Annotated in this window: 22 protein-coding genes; 17 read left to right on the top strand and 5 right to left on the bottom strand. The window is 66.3% G+C overall.

From position 1 onward, the window contains the following. Window positions 1-197 precede the first annotated feature (197 nt). The 14 genes from AOA14_RS04065 (at window position 198) to fghA (ending at window position 14,119) form a co-directional block, all read left to right on the top strand. Window positions 198-1,778: a GAF domain-containing protein gene (locus AOA14_RS04065; protein ID WP_238929722.1), complete on the top strand. Its 1,581-nt coding sequence runs from the start codon at window positions 198-200 to the stop codon at window positions 1,776-1,778. Window positions 1,779-1,829: 51 nt separating this feature from the next. After that, window positions 1,830-3,080, top strand: coding sequence for a putative DNA modification/repair radical SAM protein (locus tag AOA14_RS04060; protein ID WP_062900870.1), 1,251 nt, complete (start codon window positions 1,830-1,832; stop codon window positions 3,078-3,080). Further along, the gene (locus AOA14_RS04055) at window positions 3,077-4,507 is read left to right on the top strand and encodes a UdgX family uracil-DNA binding protein (RefSeq protein ID WP_062900869.1); all 1,431 of its coding nucleotides are present in this window, start codon (window positions 3,077-3,079) and stop codon (window positions 4,505-4,507) included. Before AOA14_RS04060 ends, AOA14_RS04055 begins: the two co-directional genes overlap by 4 nt. Further along, on the top strand, window positions 4,507-5,517 hold the full coding sequence (locus AOA14_RS04050; protein ID WP_062900868.1) for a ligase-associated DNA damage response exonuclease: 1,011 nt from the start codon (window positions 4,507-4,509) through the stop codon (window positions 5,515-5,517). Before AOA14_RS04055 ends, AOA14_RS04050 begins: the two co-directional genes overlap by 1 nt. Continuing rightward, on the top strand, window positions 5,514-7,097 hold the full coding sequence (locus AOA14_RS04045; protein WP_062900867.1) for a cisplatin damage response ATP-dependent DNA ligase: 1,584 nt from the start codon (window positions 5,514-5,516) through the stop codon (window positions 7,095-7,097). The genes AOA14_RS04050 and AOA14_RS04045 overlap by 4 nt, the downstream gene beginning before the upstream one ends. An 88-nt stretch (window positions 7,098-7,185) precedes the next feature. Then, the gene (locus AOA14_RS04040; RefSeq protein WP_062900866.1) at window positions 7,186-7,800 is read left to right on the top strand and encodes a superoxide dismutase; all 615 of its coding nucleotides are present in this window, start codon (window positions 7,186-7,188) and stop codon (window positions 7,798-7,800) included. Between the two features lie 171 nt (window positions 7,801-7,971). Next, window positions 7,972-9,351, top strand: coding sequence for an L-serine ammonia-lyase (locus AOA14_RS04035; protein ID WP_062900865.1), 1,380 nt, complete (start codon window positions 7,972-7,974; stop codon window positions 9,349-9,351). Window positions 9,352-9,402: 51 nt separating this feature from the next. Continuing rightward, window positions 9,403-9,822 carry a hypothetical protein gene (locus AOA14_RS04030; protein ID WP_062900864.1) on the top strand — a complete coding sequence of 140 codons (420 nt, stop codon included), beginning with the start codon at window positions 9,403-9,405 and terminating at the stop codon, window positions 9,820-9,822. A 106-nt stretch (window positions 9,823-9,928) separates the two neighbouring features. Beyond that, the gene (locus AOA14_RS04025; protein ID WP_062900863.1) at window positions 9,929-11,041 is read left to right on the top strand and encodes an S-(hydroxymethyl)glutathione dehydrogenase/class III alcohol dehydrogenase; all 1,113 of its coding nucleotides are present in this window, start codon (window positions 9,929-9,931) and stop codon (window positions 11,039-11,041) included. An 18-nt stretch (window positions 11,042-11,059) separates the two neighbouring features. Continuing rightward, window positions 11,060-11,446, top strand: a complete 387-nt coding sequence (locus AOA14_RS04020; protein WP_062900862.1) for a VOC family protein — start codon at window positions 11,060-11,062, stop codon at window positions 11,444-11,446. Between the two features lies 1 nt (window position 11,447). Further along, entirely contained in the window at window positions 11,448-12,320 is an 873-nt protein-coding gene (gene purU, locus AOA14_RS04015) for a formyltetrahydrofolate deformylase (RefSeq protein ID WP_062900861.1), read from the top strand. Window positions 12,321-12,375: 55 nt separating this feature from the next. Then, window positions 12,376-12,756 (top strand): VOC family protein, encoded by a 381-nt coding sequence (locus AOA14_RS04010; protein WP_003052600.1) that lies wholly within the window; start codon window positions 12,376-12,378, stop codon window positions 12,754-12,756. A gap of 14 nt (window positions 12,757-12,770) precedes the next feature. Beyond that, the gene (locus AOA14_RS04005; RefSeq protein ID WP_062900860.1) at window positions 12,771-13,274 is read left to right on the top strand and encodes a prolyl-tRNA synthetase associated domain-containing protein; all 504 of its coding nucleotides are present in this window, start codon (window positions 12,771-12,773) and stop codon (window positions 13,272-13,274) included. Beyond that, the gene (gene fghA, locus AOA14_RS04000; protein ID WP_062900859.1) at window positions 13,271-14,119 is read left to right on the top strand and encodes an S-formylglutathione hydrolase; all 849 of its coding nucleotides are present in this window, start codon (window positions 13,271-13,273) and stop codon (window positions 14,117-14,119) included. The genes AOA14_RS04005 and fghA overlap by 4 nt, the downstream gene beginning before the upstream one ends. A gap of 31 nt (window positions 14,120-14,150) precedes the next feature. On the opposite strand, the gene AOA14_RS03995 is transcribed toward fghA, so the two are convergent. From AOA14_RS03995 to AOA14_RS03975, 5 genes are all read right to left on the bottom strand, one after another. Further along, window positions 14,151-15,128 carry a quinone oxidoreductase family protein gene (locus AOA14_RS03995; RefSeq protein WP_062900858.1) on the bottom strand — a complete coding sequence of 326 codons (978 nt, stop codon included), beginning with the start codon at window positions 15,126-15,128 and terminating at the stop codon, window positions 14,151-14,153. Window positions 15,129-15,192: 64 nt separating this feature from the next. Continuing rightward, window positions 15,193-17,022: a DEAD/DEAH box helicase gene (locus AOA14_RS03990; protein ID WP_062900857.1), complete on the bottom strand. Its 1,830-nt coding sequence runs from the start codon at window positions 17,020-17,022 to the stop codon at window positions 15,193-15,195. A 148-nt stretch (window positions 17,023-17,170) separates the two neighbouring features. Next, complete coding sequence (locus AOA14_RS03985; RefSeq protein WP_062900856.1) at window positions 17,171-18,343, bottom strand: BaiN/RdsA family NAD(P)/FAD-dependent oxidoreductase; 1,173 nt, start codon at window positions 18,341-18,343, stop codon at window positions 17,171-17,173. A 9-nt stretch (window positions 18,344-18,352) separates the two neighbouring features. Next, window positions 18,353-18,532 carry a hypothetical protein gene (locus tag AOA14_RS03980; RefSeq protein ID WP_003052619.1) on the bottom strand — a complete coding sequence of 60 codons (180 nt, stop codon included), beginning with the start codon at window positions 18,530-18,532 and terminating at the stop codon, window positions 18,353-18,355. After that, entirely contained in the window at window positions 18,529-19,005 is a 477-nt protein-coding gene (locus tag AOA14_RS03975) for a GreA/GreB family elongation factor (RefSeq protein ID WP_062900855.1), read from the bottom strand. Before AOA14_RS03975 ends, AOA14_RS03980 begins: the two co-directional genes overlap by 4 nt. Window positions 19,006-19,155: 150 nt before the next feature. Here AOA14_RS03975 and AOA14_RS03970 point away from each other — a divergent pair, with 150 nt between their 5' ends. From AOA14_RS03970 to AOA14_RS03960, 3 genes are read left to right on the top strand one after another with little or no spacing between them, the layout of a single operon-like run. Next, window positions 19,156-19,452 carry a BufA1 family periplasmic bufferin-type metallophore gene (locus AOA14_RS03970; protein ID WP_062900854.1) on the top strand — a complete coding sequence of 99 codons (297 nt, stop codon included), beginning with the start codon at window positions 19,156-19,158 and terminating at the stop codon, window positions 19,450-19,452. Between the two features lie 9 nt (window positions 19,453-19,461). Next, window positions 19,462-20,337, top strand: coding sequence for an MNIO family bufferin maturase (gene bufB, locus AOA14_RS03965; protein ID WP_062900853.1), 876 nt, complete (start codon window positions 19,462-19,464; stop codon window positions 20,335-20,337). Beyond that, entirely contained in the window at window positions 20,330-21,046 is a 717-nt protein-coding gene (locus tag AOA14_RS03960) for an HvfC/BufC N-terminal domain-containing protein (protein WP_062900852.1), read from the top strand. Before bufB ends, AOA14_RS03960 begins: the two co-directional genes overlap by 8 nt.

The raw sequence follows: 21,046 nt of genomic DNA, 5'->3' as shown, positions 1-21,046 counted from the left end.
TCCCTCTTTGAACCGATCATACGCGCCCCGCGGAGGCAGGTTCCCGCATTGAGGCAAAAAAGCACCCCCATTTTCTGCAACCACCACGCGCCTGATGCGTAGAGTCTGCCGGGACGCTACCGGATCGCCGCGTAAGTAGCAGAAAGATGGTCTTTTTCTTGCGCGCTCATTCACAAGCTTTTGCAGGGACCAGATTCATGGCACAGCGCCCCACCACGGCAATCGATGCGACGGCATCGAGCGAGGGCGCTTCGGAGAAGAGCGCGGCGGGAAAAGACGGAGGGCGGGCTTTGGCCGACGGGGGCGACGAAGGGGGTTCGAGGGACATGCGCGAGCGCGAACGCCGCCGACTCGAAACGCTTCGCGAATACCGGATATTGGACACCGCGCCCGAACCGGCGTTCGACCGCGTCACCAAACTTGCCGCCGACTTGTTCGACACCCCGATCGCGCTCGTGTCGCTGGTCGACGATTGCCGGCAATGGTTCAAATCCTCCTATGGCCTCGACGTCCCCGAAACGCCGCGCGAGATCAGCTTTTGCGAAAAGGTGGTGAAGAGCGAGCGGCCGATGATTATCGCCGACACGCTGGAGGACACCCGATTTCGCAGCAATCCGCTCGTCACCGGCGAGCCGCTGATCCGGTTTTATGCCGGTGTGCCGCTGCGCGCCTATAATGGCGCGGTACTGGGGACTTTGTGCATCATCGACCGGCGGCCGCGCGTCGATTTTGCGGACCGCGAGCGCGAACGGCTCGAGGATCTGGCGGCGATCATCATGGCCGAGGCAGACCTGCGGCGCACCGTGATGGAGCGCGACGAGGCACGGCACATGCTGGAACGCGCGCTCGACTTTTCGTGCATTGCGACCTGGCAGTTCGACCCGCGCACCGACGAGCTCAAATGGCGCGGGGCCACCGCCGAGCTATGGGGCGCCGATTTCGAAACCGCATTGAGGAACGGCGAGGGGTTTTTCGCGCGCGTCCATCCCGAGGATCGCGACGCGGTGCGCCGCGTGCTCTATGCCTCTGTCGACAGCGGCGCGCCCTATTCGATGGAGTACCGCATCGACCATCCCGAACGCGGTGTGCGTTGGATCGCGGCGCGCGGGGACTGGGATGTGCGCCGCGACGATGCCATTCTGACCGGGATCAGCGCCGACATTACCGAACAGAAGAGCCGCCAGGAAAATGCGACGCTGCTGATGCGCGAGCTGCACCACCGGATGCGCAACCTGTTCGCGACGGTCGGCGCAATCATTTCGCTCACCAAAAATTCGGCGCGCGATGTTGACGATTATGTCGAGCGGATCAGCAGCCGGCTCGACGCGCTTAACCGTGCGCAGAACGTCCTGCTCGGCGCAAATTTCATGACCGGATCGATACACGCGCTGATGCGCGAGGTCGAAGCTGCCTTTCCGCGCGTGCGCTGGTCGGGCCCCGACCTGCTGCTTCCCGAAAATGCGTTGGTGGCGATGGCGCTGCTGTTCAACGAGCTGGCAACCAATGCGGTCAAGCATGGCGCGTTGACCGGCGCGCGCGGGCAGGTCGATGTCAGCTGGAGCCAGGACCCCGAAGGCAGCGAGCCGCGCCTGTTCCGGCTCGACTGGACCGAAAGCGGCGGCGATGCGCCGATCGGTCCGCCCGATCGCACCAGCTTTGGCACGCTGCTGATGGAACGCAGCGTCCGGAACAATTTGGGGGGCACGATTACGCGGCACTGGAACCCCGAGGGCCTGCGGGTCGAAATCGCGCTGCCCGCCAAATGGCGCGAAGCCTGAAACGCGACGAGGTGATTTGTTCCTTAAATGTTCTCGTGTTAAACGGGTGGCATGTCGGGAAAATCGATTCTGCAAAAGCTCGCGATCCTCGCCGATGCGGCGAAATATGATGCCTCCTGCGCCTCCTCGGGAACGGTGCGGCGCGATTCGACCGCGACCAAGGGCATCGGATCGACCGAAGGCATGGGCATATGCCACAGCTATGCGCCGGACGGCCGCTGCATTTCGCTACTCAAAATCCTGCTGACCAATTTCTGCGTTTATGACTGCCGCTTCTGCATCAACCGGGCGTCGAGCAATGTCGCGCGCGCGCGTTTCGATCCGCGGGAGGTCGTGCGGCTGACGCTCGATTTCTACAAGCGCAACTATATCGAGGGGCTGTTCCTGTCGTCGGGGATCATCCGGTCCGAAGATTATACGATGGAGCAGCTGGTCGAGGTCGCGCGGCTGCTGCGCGAGGAGCATCGCTTTCAGGGCTATATCCATTTGAAGACGATCGCGGGCGCCGATCCCGCGCTGATCGCGCTTGCCGGCATCTATGCCGACCGGCTGTCGACCAATGTCGAACTGCCGACCGAGGCAGGACTGGCGAGCTTTGCGCCTGAAAAGAAGCCCGGCGTCATCCGCAAGACGATGGCATCGGTGCGCACGCGCGAGGCCGACGTCCTCGACGCCGCGAAGGGGCGGCTGATCGGCAAGGCACCGCCGCCGCGCTTTGCGCCTGCCGGGCAGTCGACGCAGATGATCGTCGGCGCCGACGGCGCGCGCGACGACGACATTCTGCACGCGGCGACGAACCTCTATTCGGGCTATCGGCTGCGCCGCGTCTATTATTCGGCCTATAGCCCCATTCCCGACGCGAGCAGCGACCTGCCCCCCGTGCGCCCGCCGCTGCTGCGTGAGCACCGCCTGTATCAGGCGGACTGGCTGCTGCGCTTCTATGGCTTCGAGCGCGCCGAAATCATGGCGGGCGGGCGCTGCGGCATGCTCGACCTGGCGATCGATCCCAAGCTTGCGTGGGCGCTTCAGCAGCGCGAGAGCTTTCCCGTCGACATCAACCGGGCGCCGCGCGAACTGCTGCTCCGCGTGCCCGGTCTTGGCACGCGCGCGGTCGACCGCATCGTGGCGGCGCGGCGGCTGGGCAAGGTGCGGCTCGGCGACCTCGCCAAGCTGACGGCGTCGGTCAAAAAGCTGCTGCCCTTCATCGTCACGCCCGACTGGCGGCCGGGCAAGCTCACCGACAGCGCCGACCTGCGCGCCCGCTTCGCGCCGCCCGCGGAACAACTGACGCTGGCGCTGTGAGGGAGGTCGTCCTCGAAACGCCCGGCGATTTCGGCGAATGGCGCCGCGCCGCGCGCAGCCTGCTGGCGGACGGGATTGCGCCCGAGGACATCAGCTGGCGCGGCGGCGGCGAGGGCGCATCGCTGTTCGGCGAGGCCGCAGCGGTACCACCGCCGTCCGGCGCGCTCAGCCTGCCGCGCGAACTGGTTGCGATCGCCGAGCGGGTGATCTGTTACCGCGATGCTGCGGTGCCCGCACGTCTTTACCGTGTGCTTTGGCGCGCGTTGCAAGACCGTCGGCTGCTTGAACGGCGCACCGACGCCGATGTCGACTGGCTGATGAAGGCCGACAAGGCGATCCGCCGCGATGTTCACAAGATGCACGCCTTCGTGCGGTTCCGGCGGCTGGGCGAGGATGGCGAGCGCGAGCGCTTCGCCGCGTGGTTCGAGCCCGCGCACCGCATCCTGCGGCTGACCGCCCCCTTTTTCCAGCGCCGCTTCACCGGCATGGACTGGGCGATCGTAACCCCCGACGCGCGTGCGATCTGGGAGGACGAGGCGCTGCGTTACGGTCCCGGCGGGACGCGGGACGAAGTGCCGGAGAGCGATGTGGTCGAGGATCAGTGGCGCACCTATTATGGCGCGATCTTCAACCCCGCGCGCGTCAAGATCGCCGCGATGCGCGCCGAAATGCCGAAAAAATACTGGCACAACCTGCCCGAGGCGCAGGATATCGCGCCGTTGCTGGCAGGCGCCGAGGCGCGCGTGGAACGGATGCGCGCGGTGGCCGTTTCGGCTGCGAATGCGCGAACGGAGAAATGGCGCAAACGCGTGACCGACGACGACGCCTCGACCGAAGCCCTTGATACGCTCGACACGATCGCGCGTGCGCTCGATCGCTGCACGCGCTGTCCGCTCTATTGCGACGCGACGCAGGCGGTCGCGGGCGAGGGACCGGCGACGGCGCGGATCATGCTGGTCGGCGAACAGCCCGGCGATCAGGAGGATTTGCAGGGACGGCCCTTCGTCGGCCCGGCAGGGCAGGTGCTGAACGAAGCGCTCGACGAAGCGGGCATGGACCGGCGGCGGCTGTTTCTGACCAACGCGGTCAAACATTTCAAATTCGAACCGCGCGGCAAGCGAAGGCTGCACCAGAATCCGACGGCTGCCGAGATCGATATCTGCCGCTGGTGGCTCGACAAGGAGCGCGCGCTGGTCCGGCCCGACGTGATCGTGACGCTGGGCGGCAGCGCGCTGCGAGGGGTGACGGGGCGAAGCGCGACGATCGCGTCGATGCGCGGGTCGGTGCATGACCTGGAGGACGGCACGAAGCTGATCGCGACGGTCCATCCGTCGTTCCTGCTCCGCCTGCCCGACCGCGAACGCGCGGCGAAGGAGCGCGACATGTTCGTCGCCGACCTGATCCGCGCGCGAAAGCTGGCTGCCTGATGCCCGGCGCTAGCTGGATCGAGCCGCACCCGAGCGGTATCTATGTGAAGCCCGCTGACTTGTGGATCGATCCGTCGCGCCCCGTTGCGCGCGCAGCGGTCACCCACGGCCACGCCGATCATGCGCGCAGCGGGCATGGCGCGGTCTTCGCGACGCCGGAGACGCTCGCGATCATGGCGCTGCGCTATGGCGTCGATGCCGAGGCGAGCCACAATCAGGCCTTTGCCTATGGCGACGGGTTCGAGCGCGGCGGGGTGCGGTTCAGCTTCCATCCCGCCGGCCATGTGCTCGGCAGCGCGCAGATATTGATGGAGTATCGCGGCGAGCGGATCGTCGTCACCGGCGATTACAAGCGCCGCGCCGACCCGACCTGCGCACCGTTCGAGGTGGTTCCGTGCGATATCTTCGTGACCGAGGCGACCTTTGGCCTGCCGGTGTTCCGGCACCCGCCGACTGGGGACGAGATCGCCAAGCTGATCGGCGCGGTGCGTGCCGAGCCCGACCGCGCGATACTCGTCGGCGCCTATGCGCTCGGCAAGGCGCAGCGGGTGATCGCCGAACTGCGCGGCGCGGGCTGGGATGCGCCGATCTATATTCACGGCGCGCTCGAACGGATGTGCGCGCTCTATGCTGCGCACGGCGTCGATCTGGGCGAATTGCGGCTGGTATCCGAAACCGACAAGGCGGCGATGGCGGGGCAGATCGTCATTGCCCCGCCGTCTGCGCTCAACGACCGCTGGTCGCGGCGGCTCCCCGATCCCGTCACCGCGATGGCGTCGGGCTGGATGCGGGTGCGCCAGCGCGCGCGGCAACGGATGGTCGAACTGCCGCTCGTCATCTCCGACCATGCCGACTGGGACGAACTGACGGCCACGATCGCCGAAGTGAACCCCAAGGAGAGCTGGATCACCCACGGCAGCGAGGACGGCCTCTTGCGCTGGTGCGAACTCACCCAGCGCAAGGCGCGCGCGCTGCACCTCGTCGGCCGCGACCTGGAGGAGGAGGTGTGAAGCGCTTCGCCGCCCTGATCGACCGGCTGATCTACACGCGCTCGCGCAACAGCAAGCTGGCGTTGATCGTCGATTATCTGAAGCATACGCCCGATCCCGATCGCGGCTGGGCGCTCGCGGCGTTGACCGAGGCGCTCGACTTTTCGGCGGTGAAGGCGGGGACGGTGCGGACGCTGCTCGCGACGCGCGTGGATGAAGAGCTGTTCCGGCTGTCGCGACATTTTGTTGGCGATACGGCGGAGACGGCGGCGCTGTTGTGGCCCGATGCGCCCGGCAAGAGTGCGGATCTCAGCATATCCGAAGCCGTCGATGCGCTGGCCGCCGCAAGCCGCAGCGATGCGCCCGCGGTCGTCGCCGCACTGCTCGACCGGCTCGACGCCGACGGGCGTTATGCGCTGCTCAAACTGGCCTTGGGCGGAATGCGCGTCGGGGTGTCGGCGCGGCTCGCGAAGCAGGCGTTCGCGCAGGCGTTCGGGGTGCCGGTCGACGATGTCGAGGAGCTATGGCACGCGATCCCGCCGCCCTATGCGCCGCTGTTCGCCTGGGGTGAGGGACGGGCGCCGCGTCCCGACCTTGCCGACGTCGCCTTTTTCCGGCCCTTCATGCTCGCGCACCCGCTCGAGGAAGAGGTTGTCGACCTCGCCGACTTCGCCGCCGAATGGAAGTGGGACGGCATCCGCGTCCAGATCGTCCATGCCGCCGGCGCGACGCGTATTTACAGCCGCGGCGGCGAGGAGATCAGCAGTGCTTTCCCCGAACTGGTCGCGGCCTTCGATCGGGAGGCGGTGATCGACGGCGAGTTGCTGGTGCGGGGCGAGGTTCAGGGCGGCCCAGAAACACAGGGTGGGGCGGCGAGTTTCAATGCGCTGCAACAGCGGCTCGGGCGCAAGACCGTCTCGAAAAAGATGCTTGCCGATTATCCGGCTTTCGTGCGCGTCTATGACCTGCTGGCCGTTGCCGGCGACGATCTGCGCGGGCTGCCGTGGTCCGAACGGCGGCGCCAACTGGAGGCCTTCGTGCCGCGGCTGGCCGCCAGCCATTTCGACCTGTCGCCGCTGATCGCGGCGGCGGATTTCAATGCGCTCGCCGATCTGCGCGCCGGCGCGCGCGACGCCGCGATCGAAGGCGTGATGCTCAAGCGGCGCGATGCCCCCTATGTCGCCGGGCGGCGGGCGGGGCTGTGGTATAAATGGAAGCGCGATCCGCTGAGCGCCGATTGCGTGATGATGTATGCGCAGCGCGGCAACGGGCGCCGCGCCAGCTTCTATTCGGATTATACCTTCGGCTGCTGGACCGAGACGGGCGAATTGCTGCCGGTGGGCAAGGCCTATTCGGGCTTCACCGACGAGGAGCTGAAGTGGCTCGACAAGTTCGTGCGCGACAACACGGTCGATCGCTTCGGCCCGGTCCGCGAGGTCGAAAAGACGCTGGTGCTCGAGGTCGCCTTCGATTCGATCCACGCATCGAAGCGCCACAAATCGGGGCTGGCGATGCGTTTCCCGCGCATCGCGCGCATCCGGCGCGACAAGCCGGCGGAGGAAGCCGACCGGATCGCGACGCTGCGCGGCATGGTGACGTAAAAATAACGCCAGAATTCGTCGTCACGGGGTTGCAACTCGCGTCAAACATACCGAGTTACACCCCCGAACACCAAAAAAGGAGACTGCCATGACAATCGCTTTTCCGCCGCTGCCCTATGCCGAGGACGCGCTGGCGCCGCATATTTCGGCCGACACGCTCGCGACGCATCATGGCAAGCATCACAAGGCCTATGTCGACAAGACCAATGCCGCGATCGAAGGCACCGACCTCGCCGGCAAGAGCCTGGAAGAAATCATCCACCATGCCGAAGGGTCGGGCAACAAGGGGCTGTTCAACAACAGCGCCCAGTCGTGGAACCACGCTTTCTACTGGAACTGCCTGTCACCGACCAAGACCGCCCCGTCGGGCGATCTCGCCGCGGCGATCGACCGCGACTTTGGGTCGCTCGACGATCTCAAGAAGAAGCTGAAGGACACGGCGGTCAACCATTTCGCCTCGGGCTGGGCGTGGCTGGTCGCCAAGGACGGCAAGCTGTCGGTCACCGACACGCATGACGCCGGCACCGAAGTGACCGCGGGTATCAAGCCGCTGCTCGTCATCGACGTGTGGGAACATGCCTATTACATCGACCGCAAGAATCTGCGTCCGGCCTACGTCGACGCGGTGGTCGACGAGCTGCTCAACTGGGATTTCGCCGCTGAGAATCTGGCGCGCGACGGTGCTTGGACTTATCCGGCGTAATTTCCCGTCAAAGAAAAGGCCGTGCGTCCCCGCGAATGCGGGGACCCATCTCCGGTCGGTGCTATTTTTCGCCCACGGATGATGGACCCCCGCCTTCGCGGGGGGACACGGCTTTAGACGTCAAGGCATTGGCTTCTGTCATAAGGCTATTTCCTCGCCTATAGGCGCGGCATGACGATCAGCCTCTTCGAACTTTTCAAAATCGGTGTCGGGCCATCGAGCTCGCATACTGTCGGACCGATGGTTGCGGCGCGGCGCTTCACCGTCTGGCTCGACGAACGCGGCCTGCTCGGCAAGGCGGCGCATGTCGAGGCCGATCTCTATGGCTCGCTTGCGCTGACGGGGAAGGGGCACGCGGCCGATACCGCAGTGGTCGCCGGGCTGGCGGGCGAAATCCCGGCCGAAACCAGCCTCGCCGCGATCAAGGCGCATTGGGACCGCGCCGAGAATGAGGGCTTTCTTTATCTACTCGGCCGCCAGCGCGTCCGCTTTCAGCCGGCGCGCGACCTGCATTTCCAGATGAAGCAGCGCCAGCCTTTTCATAGCAACGCCTTGAGCTTCACCGCGCGCGATGGTGACGGAGAGATACTGGCCAAGCGCATGTATTTCTCGATCGGCGGCGGTTTCGTCGTCGACGAGGAGGAGGCGGGGCGCAACAGCCGCGGGGCCGAGGACGAAGTGGCGCTGCCTTTCGCCTTCACCTCGGGCGCCGACCTCCTCAACATGGGCGCGGCGTCGGGCAAGAGTTTCGCCGAAATGATGCTCGACAACGAGCTGGTGCACCGCAGCCCCGAACAGGTCGAGGCGGGGCTCGACCAGATCGCCGCGGCGATGGACGCCTCGATCGATGCGGGCTGTTGCAGCACCGGCACGCTGCCCGGCGGCCTCAAGGTCAAGCGCCGCGCGCCGCAGATCGCCGCCGACATCCGCGAACGGCACGAAGCCAATTTGTCGGACCCGATGGCGATGATGGACTGGATCAACCTGTGGGCGATGGCGGTGAACGAGGAAAATGCCGCGGGCGGCAAGGTCGTCACCGCGCCCACCAATGGCGCGGCGGGGATCATCCCGGCGGTGATCCGCTATTACCGGCGCAGCTATCGCGGCGACGCGGCGGGGGTGCGCACCTTCCTGCTCGCCGCGGGCGCGGTCGGCGCGCTCTACAAGCGCAACGCCAGCATCTCGGGCGCCGAGGTCGGCTGCCAAGGCGAGGTCGGCGTCGCCTGCTCGATGGCCGCCGCGGGGCTGACCGCGGCGCTCGGCGGCACCAACGCGCAGGTCGAAAATGCCGCGGAGATCGGCATGGAGCACAACCTCGGCCTCACCTGCGATCCGATAGGCGGGCTGGTCCAGATCCCGTGCATCGAGCGCAACGCGATGGGCGCGATCAAGGCGATCGACGCGAGCCGCATCGCGATGATCGGCGACGGCACCCATGTCGTCAGCCTCGATACGGTGATCGCGACGATGCTGCAGACCGGCCGCGACATGCGCGATAAATATAAGGAAACGTCGAAGGGCGGGCTGGCGGTCAGTGTGGTGGAGTGTTGAGCTTCAACTGTTGGCTGCTAGCGCACTGAACCTTTTTTGCTAAAAGGCGAGATGCTCGAAAGGTCAGACTGCCCATTCCTATTGGACGTGCTTGATTGCCTTAAACGCCGTGGAAAAGCGCTCAAGCATCGTAACGCAACTCCGATAATTGAGCGCTTCATCGAGCTTCGCGATGGAAAGACCGAAGAGCGGGTGGAAGTTACATTCAAGGTGCGCAAACGGCAGATCGTGGCTCTGACGGTCTGGGGTGATCGGTGGATTTCGATCCGCGCCGCAGAGTCAATTCCGCAAGCTGGGTGGAAGTTTCAGTATACGCACTCCGGACGCTTTCTCGGCACCGAGGGCGGTCGCGATCTGGTCAAAGCGACGGAGGCTTCGCTTTCCGAGATGTACGAATTGACCGATACGACCGTCGAACGGCTCGACCTCATCTGGAGACCATTGTTGGCCAACGGCCCGCAAGTCGCTTGATGGCGGCGGGCTGCCACCTCCCCACGGCTTCGCAGCAGGGAGGATCTGCAGTATCTTGCATTGCCGGGCGCTTTGCCTGATTGGAGCGGCGAGAAGGAGACCTGCCATGAAGACCCGCGCCGCCGTCGCATTCGAAGCGAAGAAGCCGCTCGAAATCGTCGAACTCGATTTGGAAGGCCCGAAGGCGGGCGAGGTGCTGGTCGAGATCATGGCGACGGGCATCTGCCACACCGATGCCTATACGCTCGACGGCTTCGACAGCGAGGGCATCTTCCCGAGCGTACTGGGACATGAGGGTGCGGGCGTGGTGCGTGAGGTCGGCGCGGGCGTGACGAGCGTGAAGCCCGGCGACCATGTCATCCCGCTCTACACCCCCGAATGCCGCCAGTGCAAAAGCTGCCTTTCGGGCAAGACCAACCTCTGCACCGCGATCCGCGCCACGCAGGGCAAGGGGCTGATGCCCGACGGCACGACGCGGTTCTCGTACAAGGGCCAGCCGATCTTCCATTATATGGGCTGCTCGACCTTCTCGAACTTCACCGTGCTGCCCGAGATCGCGGTTGCGAAGATCCGCGAGGACGCGCCGTTCCAGTCGAGCTGCTACATCGGCTGCGGCGTGACCACCGGCGTCGGCGCGGTGATCAACACCGCGAAGGTGCAGGTCGGCGACAATGTCGTCGTCTTCGGGCTCGGCGGCATCGGCCTCAACGTCATCCAGGGCGCGCGGCTGGCCGGTGCGAACAAGATCATCGGTGTCGACATCAACCCCGATCGCGAAGAATGGGGCCGCAAGTTCGGCATGACCGATTTCCTCAATTCGAAGGGCATGAGCCGCGAGGATGTCGTCGCGGCGATCGTCGCGATGACCGACGGCGGCGCCGATTACACCTTCGATGCCACCGGCAATACCGAGGTGATGCGCATCGCCTTGGAAGCCTGCCACCGCGGCTGGGGTACCTCGATCATCATCGGCGTCGCCGAGGCGGGCAAGGAGATTTCCACGCGGCCGTTCCAGCTCGTCACCGGCCGCAACTGGCGCGGCACGGCCTTCGGCGGCGCCAAGGGCCGCACCGACGTGCCCAAGATCGTCGACATGTATATGCAGGGCAAGATTGAGATCGACCCGATGATCACCCACGTCATGGGGCTGGAAGAGATTAACAAGGGCTTCGACCTGATGCATGCGGGGGAAAGCATCCGCAGCGTTGTCGTGTATTGACGCGGAAGGACGCGCAGCATGTTCAGCCATGTCACGCTCGGCGCCAACGATATTGCGGCGACCAAGCGCTTTTACGATGCGGCGCTTGGTGCGCTCGGCATCCCCGTCGGCCGCGTCGATGAGCGTGGCCGGTTGATCTACGCGCATGACGGCGGACGGCTCGTCATCACCAAGCCGGTGAATGGCGAAGCGGCGGCGTGCGGAAACGGCCATACGCTCGGCCTGCTCGCGGCCTCGCCCGAGGCGGTCGATGCGTGGCACGCCGCGGGCCTTGCCAATGGCGGGACGAGCGCCGAGGACCCGCCGGGCATTCGCAACGCGACCGAAGGCCGGGTGCTGTATCTGGCCTATCTGCGCGATCCGGCGGGCAACAAGCTGTGCGCATTCCACAAGATTTCGGACTGACATGACGACCGAACGTCCGGCCGCTTTCGTCCTGACCTTCAGCTGCGTCGATGCGGTGGGCATCGTCGCGGCGGTGACGGGGCTGCTTGCCGAAACCGACGGCTTCATCCTCGACAGCCAGCAATATGCCGACCTCGATTCGGGGCGCTTTTTCATGCGCGTCGAATTTCGCGGCGCAGGTCCGCGCTTTCCGCAGACGCTGGACGCGGTGCGCGCGGCCTTCGCGCCGATCGTCGAGCGGTTCGCTTTGGAAGCGCGGATCAGCGACGCGGGGGCCAAGCCGCGCTTCGTGATTGCCGTGTCGCAGGGCAGCCATTGCCTCAACGACCTGTTGCACCGCTGGTCGACGGGCAATCTGGCGATCGACATCGTCGGCGTGGTGTCGAACCACGACCATTTGCGCCGCCTGACCGAATGGCACGGGGTGCCGTTCCACTACCTGCCCGTCAGCGCCGCGAACCGCGCCGAACAGGAAGCCGCGATGCTGGACGTCATGGCACGCGGCGGCGCCGATTATCTGGTGCTCGCACGCTATATGCAGGTGCTTTCGGCCGATCTGTCGGCGAAGCTCGTGGGGCGCTGCATCAACATCCATCACAGTTTCCTGCCCGGCTTCAAGGGCGCCAAGCCCTATCATCGCGCGCACGAACGCGGGGTGAAGCTGATCGGCGCGACGGCGCATTTCGTGACGAGCGACCTCGACGAAGGCCCGATCATCGAGCAGGCGGTCGAGCGTGTCGATCACCGCGACGGGATCGACGACCTGATCCGTATCGGCCGCGATGTCGAGGCGCAGGTGCTCGCGCGCGCGGTGCGCTGGGTCGCCGAACAGCGGGTGTTGATCGACGGACGCAAGACGGTGGTCTTCCGTTAGTCACGCGAACAGGATAAGTCCCGATTCGCAACCAAATCAGGAGGAGCCAAGGGCTATGTACAGTCACAATATGGTCGGATCGAACGACCTCGACGCATCGAAGAAATTCTACGACGCGACCTTTCAGGCGATCGGCGGCAAGCCGGGCATCGTCGATGACAAGGGGCGCCTTATCTACATGCACAATGGCGGACTGTTCCTGGTGACGGCACCGATCGACGGCCAGCCAGCGACTGCGGGCAATGGCTGCACCATCGGTTTCGCGATGGAAGGGCCCGAGCAGGCGAAGGCGTGGCATGACGCCGGCGTCGCCGCGGGCGGCACTTCGATCGAAGACCCGCCGGGCGTGCGCGAAGGCGGCTTCGGCAGCCTGTACCTCGCCTATCTGCGCGATCCGTCGGGCAACAAGCTGTGCGCGCTGCACCGCGTCGTCTGACTTTCTGAGGGCTTATGCGCGGTGAGGCGGGATTGCTGGCGGATCTGGATGCGCTCGCCATCCCCTTCACCGCGCACGAGCATGTCGCGGTGTTCACTGTCGCCGAAAGCGACACGGTGAATGCTGCGATTCCCGGCGCGCACACCAAAAATCTGTTTCTGAAGGACACGGGCGGGGCCTTCTGGCTCGTCACCGTGCCGGGCGAAGCGCGCGTCGACCTGAAAGCGCTGCCCGCCGCGATCGGATGCAAGCGCGTGAGCTTCGGCAAGGCCGACGACATGCAGCGGCTGCTCGGCATCGCCCCGGGATCGGTGACGCCGCTTGCCGCGATCAACGCCGCACCGGGAACCATCACGGTGGTACTCGATGCCGGGCTTGCGGCTGCGGAGCGCGTCAACGTCCATCCGCTGCGCAACACGGGAACCATCGGCCTTGCGGGCGCAACGATCCTCGACCTCTTGCGTCATTGGGGGCATGAGCCGTTGATCGCTTCCATACCCGTGCAGGACAATCCATGACCCTCGAAACGCTATCGACCAATCGCAGCCATGGCGGCACGCAGGGCGTCTATCGCCATGCCAGCGACACCACCGGCACCGACATGACCTTTGCGCTGTTCGTTCCCGATCATGCGCCGGGCGCGAAGCTGCCGGTGCTGTGGTATCTGTCGGGGCTGACCTGCACCCATGCCAATGTGATGGAAAAGGGCGAATATCGCGCCGCCTGCGCGCAGCATGGCATCATCTTCATAGCTCCCGACACGAGTCCGCGCGGTGAGGGCGTGCCCGACGATCCGGAGGGCGCATGGGATTTCGGACTCGGCGCCGGCTTCTATGTGGATGCGACCGAGGCGCCATGGGCAAAGAATTACCGCATGCGCTCCTATATCGAGGATGAGCTCCCGTCGGTGGTGCTGCGCAATTTCCCGATGGCCGACATGACGCGGCAGGGGATCAGCGGTCATTCGATGGGTGGCCATGGCGCGCTGACGGTGGCGCTGCGCACGCCCGACCGCTTCCGCTCGGTCTCGGCCTTTTCGCCGATCGTCGCGCCGCTGCAATGCCCGTGGGGCGAAAAGGCGCTGTCGAACTATCTCGGTGCCGACCGCGAGCCGTGGAGTCACTATGACGCCTGCGCGCTGATCGAAGGCGGCGCGCGCGTTGCCGACTTGCTCGTCGATCAGGGAGAGGCGGACAGCTTCCTGGAAGATCAGCTCAAGACGCATCTGCTGGTCGAGGCGTGCGAGAAGGCGGGGCAGAAAGCCGAAATCCGCATGCAGCCGGGCTATGACCACAGCTATTATTTCATCTCGACCTTCATGGCCGAGCATATCGGCTGGCACGCCGAACGGTTGAAGGCTTAGTCGCTCCCCTCCCGCCCGCAAGCGGTAAAGATCAGGGCATCAACAGCGTCGACCCCGTGGTCCGGCCCGCTTCCAGATCTTCGTGTGCGCGAGCCGCGTCGCGGAGCGGGTAGCGCTGACCGATGGTGACCGCGACTGCGCCGCTTTCGAGCATCTCGAACACGCGCGCGGCGCCGGCGGCGCGTTCGCCGGGATCGAGATAATAGTCGAACAAGGTCGGGCGCGTGACGAACTGCGACCCATGCTGCGCCAGGATGCCGAGATTGACGCCGGTCACCGGCCCGCCGGCATTGCCGTAGCTGACGATCAGCCCGCGGCGCGCGGTGGCCTCGAGCGAGGTCGCCCAGGTCGCCATGCCGATGCCGTCGAAAGTGACGGGAACGCCTTGGCCGTCGGTGATTTCGCGGACGTGCGCGGCGACATCTTCGTCCCGGTAGCGGATGACATGGTCGGCGCCGGCGTCGCGCGCGGCCTGTTCCTTGGCTGCGGTGCTGACGGTGCCGATCACGGTGGCGCCGACGGCTTTCAGCCATTGGACGAGGATCAGACCGACCCCGCCGGCGGCGGCGTGGACGAGCACCGGCCAGCCCGCCTCGACCTTGGCGCAGCGTTCGACGAGCGCTTCGACCGTGCAGGCCTTGAGCAGCGCGGCGGCGGCGGTCTCGTCGTCGATCGCCGCGGGCAGCTTGAACAGCGCGGCTACGGGGACGAGCCGCGCGGTCGCATACGCCGTGCGGCGGGGGCCGAAAGTCGCGACGCGGTCGCCGGGCTTCAGCCCGTGGACGTCGGTACCGATCGCCACGATCTCGCCCGCCGCCTCGAGCCCCAGACCGCCAGGAAGGTCGACCGGGTAGGTGCCGTCGCGATGATATGCATCGATATAATTGAGCCCGACCGCGGTCTGGCGGACCAGCACCTCGCCCGGGCCGGGCGCGCCGAGCGTGACGCTGCGCCACTGGATGACGTCGGGACCGCCCTGCTTCTCGATAAAGGCTTCAACCGCTTCCATGCGTCCTCTCCTGCTGCTCGCCCGATTTGGGGCGGCGGCGGAGAGGGCGCAAGGGCTCTACGCCTTAATATTTCCCGGTCTTGCGCGGGTTGCGCTGGCCGTAGGGTTTGGGCTTGTAACGGTCGGTGCCGCCGCCGGGGGCGCCGGGGCCGCGCGGTTTGCGCGGACCGTCGCCGCGGGGGCCGTCGTGGCGCGGGCCAGCGTCGCGGCGCCCACCCTTATGGGGGCGCGTGTCGCGGCGCGGCGGATAGGTGCTGCCTTCGGGCGCCGGGGTGATGGCGACGCCGCTATCGTCTTCGCCATCCTTGTTCGCGGTGCGCGAAACGGCTTCGGCGAAGCGATCGGCGATCGCGAGCGGGATGTTGAACAGCGTTTCGCTGGGGCCGATGCGGATCGCGCCGATTTCGTGCTTGGTCACATGGCCGCGGCGACAGAGCAGCGGCAGGATCCAGCGCGGATCGGCGTTCTGGCGGCGGCCGATGTTGAGCCGGAACCAGACGCTGTCGTCGAACTGTTCGCGGTCCGCCCCACGATCGGCGCGCTCGAGACGCTCACCGCGCTCGGGGCGCTCGCCGCGCGGGCGCGGGCCGTTATCGATCAGATCCTCGGGCGGCGGCATCGTCGCACGGTGCGCGCGGACGAGCGCGGCGGCGATGTCTTCGGCGCTGCGCTCGGCGAGCAGGCGCTGGCCGAGTTCGATGTCATCAGCCTCATGTTCGACCGGCGCGAGCAGCGCCTCGATCAGCCGTTCCTTGTCGCGCGCGCGCACGTCGGTCGCCGTCGGCGCGTTCATCCACTGCGCGTCGATCTTCGCACCGCGCAGCATACCGTCGACGCGGCGGCGGCGCGGATAGGGGACGATGAGCACGGCGGTGCCCTTTTTCCCCGCGCGACCGGTGCGGCCCGAGCGGTGCTGAAGCGTTTCGGCATCGCGCGGGATTTCAACGTGAATGACGAGGCTGAGGCTCGGCAGGTCGATACCGCGCGCGGCGACGTCGGTCGCGACGCAGACGCGTGCGCGGCGGTCGCGCAGCGCCTGCAGCGCGTGGTTGCGTTCGGACTGGCTGTGCTCGCCCGACAGCGCCACCGCCGCGAAGCCGCGCTCGAGGAGGCTGGCGTGGAGGCGGCGGACATTGTCGCGCGTGGCGCAGAACAGCATTGCCGTGTCGGCCTCGTGCAACCGCAGCAAATTGACGACCGCGCCCTCGATATCGGCGGGTGCGACGGTGACGACCTGATAGGCGATGTCGCCATGGCCGCGATCTTCGCCGACGGTCGAGATGCGCAGCGCGTCGCGTTGATAATGTTTGGCAAGCTGGGCGATCGGTTTGGGGATCGTCGCCGAAAAGAGCAAAGTGCGGCGCGCTTCGGGGGTCGCGTCGAGGATTTCCTCAAGGTCTTCGCGAAAGCCCATGTCGAGCATTTCGTCGGCCTCGTCGAGCACGGCGACGCGCAGCGATTCCAGGTCGAGCGCGCCGCGTTCGAGATGGTCGCGCAGGCGGCCGGGGGTGCCGACGACGATGTGCACGCCCTGGCTGAGCATCCGGCGCTCGCGGCTTGCATCCATGCCGCCGACACAGGTCGCGATGCGCGCGCCGGCCTTCGCGTAGAGCCAGCTGAGTTCGCGGCTGACCTGCAACGCGAGTTCGCGCGTCGGTGCAATGATCAGCGCCAGCGGCGCGGCCGCGAAGGGCAGGCGCCCATCCTCGAGCAATTCGCCGGCCATGGCGAGACCAAAGGCAACGGTCTTGCCCGAGCCGGTCTGCGCCGAGACGAGCAGGTCGCGGCCGATGGCTTCGGCCTCGACGACGTGGGTCTGAACGGGGGTAAGTCCTTCATAGCCGCGCGCGGCAAGGGCGTCCGCAAGGACGGGCGAGAGATTTTCAAAGGGCATTTTATTCTTCTATCCTGTGCAGCAAAGGCGCCGCGGTTTGGTCCTCGCTGCCCAGTCTGCGTCCCGGGGTCGGTCGCCCGCGATCGAAACACTGGTCATGGATGCCGAACCCCGTTCGGCATGACGAAGAAATATCTGGGTTTTTTTCCTAAAGGGCCTGACCCGCCGCGTATCCGCTGGCCCAGGCCCATTGAAAATTGTAGCCGCCCAGCCACCCGGTGACGTCCACGGCTTCGCCGACCGCATACAGTCCCGGCACGCTTTTGGCCATCATTGATTGCGACGAAAGATTCGCGGTCGAAATGCCGCCCACCGTCACCTCGGCCTTGGCAAAGCCTTCGGTGCCGTTCGGATGGAAGGTCCAGCGCGCGAGCCGCGCCTCCGCATCGGCAAGCCTGCGGTCGGTTTGCGCGCCGAGCTCGCCGGCCAACTCCAGCCGCTCGGCGAGCGTCTGCGCCAGCCGATCGGGCAGGGGCAGCGTTGCGGCGAGCGTGGCGCGTGGACGCGCGCGCTTTGCGTCGATCAGCCATCCGGGCGTGGCGGCGGGCAGGAAGTCGATCGTCACCGGATCGCCGGGACGCCAATAGCTGCTGATCTGGAGGATTGCCGGACCCGACAGACCCTTGTGGGTGAACAGCGCCGCTTCACGGAACGCCGCCTTGCCCGCGCGCGCCTCGACCGGGGTTGCGACGCCCGACAGTTCGCGGAACAACACATCGTCACCGCCGAGCGTCAGCGGGACGAGCGCGGGGCGCGGCTCGACGATTTTCACGCCGAACTGGCGCGCCAGATCGTAAGCAAAGCCGGTCGCACCCATCTTCGGGATCGATGGGCCGCCGGTAGCGATGACGAGGTTGGGCGCGCGGACATGCCGGTCGCCGAAGGCGACGGAGAAGATGCCATCCGCATGCTTGACGGCGCGCACCGGCTGGCCGCAGCGGACTTCGACGCCGCCCTTTGCACATTCCTCGAGCAGCATCGCGACGATCTGTTTCGCCGACCCATCGCAGAACAGTTGGCCGAGCGTTTTTTCGTGATGCGCAATGCCATAGGCATCGACCAGCGCGATAAAATCGGCGGGCGTGTAGCGCGCGAGCGCCGATTTGGCGAAATGCGGATTCGCTGAAATATAGCGGTCGGGCGCTGTATGGATATTGGTGAAATTGCAGCGGCCGCCGCCCGAGATCAGGATTTTCTTGCCCACCTGCTCGGCATGGTCGAGCAAGAGAACGCGGCGACCCCTTTGCCCCGCGACCGCGGCGCACATCAGCCCGGCCGCGCCGGCACCCAGCACGATGGCATCATAATCGGTGGCGGTCATGCGGGGTGGTCAGCGCAGCTTTGCGATCGACAGGCCGTCGGCCTTGGCCCGGATTTTTACCGACTCTTCGCTCCGCGTCAGGGCCTTGGCGATGGCTTTGAGCGCCATGCCCTTTTTCGCCAGCGTGTGGAGCTTGTCGATTTCGGCGGCGGTCCACGGCTGCTTGTGGCGTTCGAACTTGTCCTTCATGCCATTTCCTCCGCATCGGGCGCGGCGGCAAGGACGGTGATGGCATCCTCGCGGCCCTGGAATTCGACGTTCTCGCCGACCTCGGCGCCCATCAGGGCGCGGCCGAGCGGCGCGGTGAAGGCAATCCGCCCTGCCGCCGGATCGGCTTCGTCATGCCCGACGATCGTCACGGCGCGCTCGGTACCTGCGAGCCGATAGCGTACCGCGCTGCCGACCCCGACGATCCCGTCCGCGGGCGCGGCCTGCACCTCCGCGGTCGCGTGGCGCGTGGCGACATAGCGCTGGCGGCGCTGCAATTTCTTGCGCGCATCGTCGGTTTCCGCCGCCGCGATGGCGGCTTCGATCTGCGCGAATTCTTCGCCGAGCAGACGGTGTCCGCGCGGGGTTACCAGATTGGCGCCCGGCGGGATCGGCCATTCGAAGACCGGTTCCATATGTTCGTCATCGCTTTCGCGGCGGAACGCTACGCTCACGTTTCTCTCTCGGTATCGGGGAGGGGAAAGGCTCCTTTGCCGTGCGAAGGTGGCGACAAGATGGCGCGCTGTAACCTTGCCGGGCGGCGCGGCGAATTTCCCTTCGATGCCATCCCCCCGCATCCCCCTTTGTTGTGAATGGAGTGAAGAATGAGCAATGTCGTGAAACTGTCGCTGGCCGCTTCGGCCGTTCTGGCCATGGCCGCCGGCGCGATGGCGCCGGGAACCGCTGCTGCGGCTGGAAAGACCGAAAAATGCTTCGGCGTCGCGCTGAAGGGCAAGAATGATTGCGCCGCCGGTCCGGGCACGAGCTGCGCGGGCACCTCGACGGTCAATTATCAGGGCAATGCCTGGAAGTCGGTTCCGGCGGGCACCTGCGTCAAGATGGGCGGCACGCTGACCGCGCATGAGGGCAATGCCAAGCCGGTGCCGCAAAAGAAGAGCTGAGCCCCCGCCGTGTCCGCCTCCACTACCCCCCGGCTGCCCCGACGCGCCGGCATAGGACTGAAATCTCAGCATTATGCCGCGCTTCTTGCCGCGGTGGAGGCGGGCACGGCACCCGCCTGGGCCGAAATCCACCCCCAGAATTATTTCGGCCCGGGCGGGCCCCCGCATCGCTGGCTGACCGCGATCGCCGAGCATATGCCGCTCAGCTTTCATTCGGTCGGCCTGTCGCTGGGGTCGTCGGGCGGCGTCGATCGCGGCGAGCTCGATGCGCTGGCGGCGCTGTGCGCGCGCTATATGCCTGCCATGGTGTCGGACCATCTGAGCTGGAGCAACGGCCCCGGCGACAAATTTCCCGACCTGTTGCCAATCCCCTATACCAGCGCCGCGCTCGCGCATTTTGCGGGTGAAGTGGCGCGCGTGCAGGACCGGCTCGGCCGCGCGATCCTGATCGAAAATCCGTCGCGCTATCTTGCCTTTGCGGCAAGCAATTGGTGCGAGGTCGATTTCCTGCACGAACTGTGCCGCCGGACCGGCTGCGGCCTGTTGCTCGACATCAATAACATTCTTGTTTCCGCCCATAATCTGGGCCGTGACCCCGAAGCCTGGCTCGACGCATTCGACCCGCGGCTGGTCGGCGAAGTTCATGTGGCGGGCCATGCGGTGAAGCCCGATGGCGAGGGCGGCATGGTCGCCATCGACGATCATGGATCGCCGGTCGGCGCGGCCTGCTGGACCTTGCTCGACCGCTTTCTGCGCCGGGCAGGGCCGACGCCGGTACTCGTCGAATGGGACAGCGACGTTCCGGACTATGCGGTGCTGCACGCCGAAGCCGCGCGCGCCGACACGCTCATCGCGGCCTGTTCACCCGTCACCGCCGATGCTTGAGCGCGATCAGGCCGTCATCGCCGCGGCGATCAACGGCGGGCCCGACCATTTGCCCGACTGGCTGTTCGCGGGCGATCCGGCGCAGATTCTGCGCGGGCTGCGCGTCCATGCCAATACGATCTCGCACGCGCGGCTCGTCGCGCTGGAGGAAACGTTTCCGCTGTTCCGCGATCTGCTGGGCGCCGAAACATTCAACCGGCTGTCGCGGCATTATGTCGAAACGAACGGCGCGCGGCGTCGGGCGTTGGCCGATATCGGCGCCGACTTCGCCGACTGGCTGCGCGAAAAAGCACCGCCGCCCGCGCAGGACCTCGCCCGGATCGAATGGGCGTGGCTCGAATGTTATCACGCCGCGGACGCGCCCGCGCTGACCTTGGCCGAACTGGCGGGGCAGAGCGAGGCGGCGCTGCTGTCGCTGGCGGTCCGGCGGCATCCCGCTGCGCGGATCGTCCGCTTGTCGAGCGATGCAGCGGCGGCGCTCGACCCCGCGCTCGCGGCGGCGCGGCTCGTGCTCCTCGCCCGGCCCGATGCGGAGGTGCGCGTTCACGCGCTTGCCCCGGCCGAAGCCGCGGCACTGGCGCTGGCCGATGATTTCGGCCCGCTGCGTAACCTGATCGCGCTTCTTGCCGAAAAGCATCCGGGCGGCGGCGCGGCGATCGCGTCGCTGATTGCCGCCGGGGCGCTCGAGATGGCGCGGGAAGAAGGATAG

Source organism: Sphingopyxis terrae subsp. terrae NBRC 15098, assembly GCF_001610975.1.
GTDB lineage: Bacteria > Pseudomonadota > Alphaproteobacteria > Sphingomonadales > Sphingomonadaceae > Sphingopyxis > Sphingopyxis terrae_A.
The sequence above is the reverse complement of the archived record's forward strand: the minus strand, read 5'-3'. Positions and strand labels throughout refer to the sequence as shown.

Bases quoted from the DNA above. Each gene is read 5' to 3' on its own strand.
- AOA14_RS04065 (WP_238929722.1), top strand. From the start codon at position 198: ATGGCACAGCGCCCCACCACGGCAATCGATGCGACGGCATCGAGCGAG.
- AOA14_RS04060 (WP_062900870.1), top strand. From the start codon at position 1,830: ATGTCGGGAAAATCGATTCTGCAAAAGCTCGCGATCCTCGCCGATGCG.
- AOA14_RS04050 (WP_062900868.1), top strand. From the start codon at position 4,507: ATGCCCGGCGCTAGCTGGATCGAGCCGCACCCGAGCGGTATCTATGTG.
- AOA14_RS04040 (WP_062900866.1), top strand. From the start codon at position 7,186: ATGACAATCGCTTTTCCGCCGCTGCCCTATGCCGAGGACGCGCTGGCG.
- AOA14_RS04035 (WP_062900865.1), top strand. From the start codon at position 7,972: ATGACGATCAGCCTCTTCGAACTTTTCAAAATCGGTGTCGGGCCATCG.
- AOA14_RS04030 (WP_062900864.1), top strand. From the start codon at position 9,403: ATGCTCGAAAGGTCAGACTGCCCATTCCTATTGGACGTGCTTGATTGC.
- AOA14_RS04025 (WP_062900863.1), top strand. From the start codon at position 9,929: ATGAAGACCCGCGCCGCCGTCGCATTCGAAGCGAAGAAGCCGCTCGAA.
- AOA14_RS04020 (WP_062900862.1), top strand. From the start codon at position 11,060: ATGTTCAGCCATGTCACGCTCGGCGCCAACGATATTGCGGCGACCAAG.
- purU (WP_062900861.1), top strand. From the start codon at position 11,448: ATGACGACCGAACGTCCGGCCGCTTTCGTCCTGACCTTCAGCTGCGTC.
- AOA14_RS04010 (WP_003052600.1), top strand. From the start codon at position 12,376: ATGTACAGTCACAATATGGTCGGATCGAACGACCTCGACGCATCGAAG.
- AOA14_RS04005 (WP_062900860.1), top strand. From the start codon at position 12,771: ATGCGCGGTGAGGCGGGATTGCTGGCGGATCTGGATGCGCTCGCCATC.
- fghA (WP_062900859.1), top strand. From the start codon at position 13,271: ATGACCCTCGAAACGCTATCGACCAATCGCAGCCATGGCGGCACGCAG.
- AOA14_RS03995 (WP_062900858.1), bottom strand. From the start codon at position 15,128: ATGGAAGCGGTTGAAGCCTTTATCGAGAAGCAGGGCGGTCCCGACGTC.
- AOA14_RS03990 (WP_062900857.1), bottom strand. From the start codon at position 17,022: ATGCCCTTTGAAAATCTCTCGCCCGTCCTTGCGGACGCCCTTGCCGCG.
- AOA14_RS03985 (WP_062900856.1), bottom strand. From the start codon at position 18,343: ATGACCGCCACCGATTATGATGCCATCGTGCTGGGTGCCGGCGCGGCC.
- AOA14_RS03980 (WP_003052619.1), bottom strand. From the start codon at position 18,532: ATGAAGGACAAGTTCGAACGCCACAAGCAGCCGTGGACCGCCGCCGAA.
- AOA14_RS03970 (WP_062900854.1), top strand. From the start codon at position 19,156: ATGAGCAATGTCGTGAAACTGTCGCTGGCCGCTTCGGCCGTTCTGGCC.
- AOA14_RS03960 (WP_062900852.1), top strand. From the start codon at position 20,330: ATGCTTGAGCGCGATCAGGCCGTCATCGCCGCGGCGATCAACGGCGGG.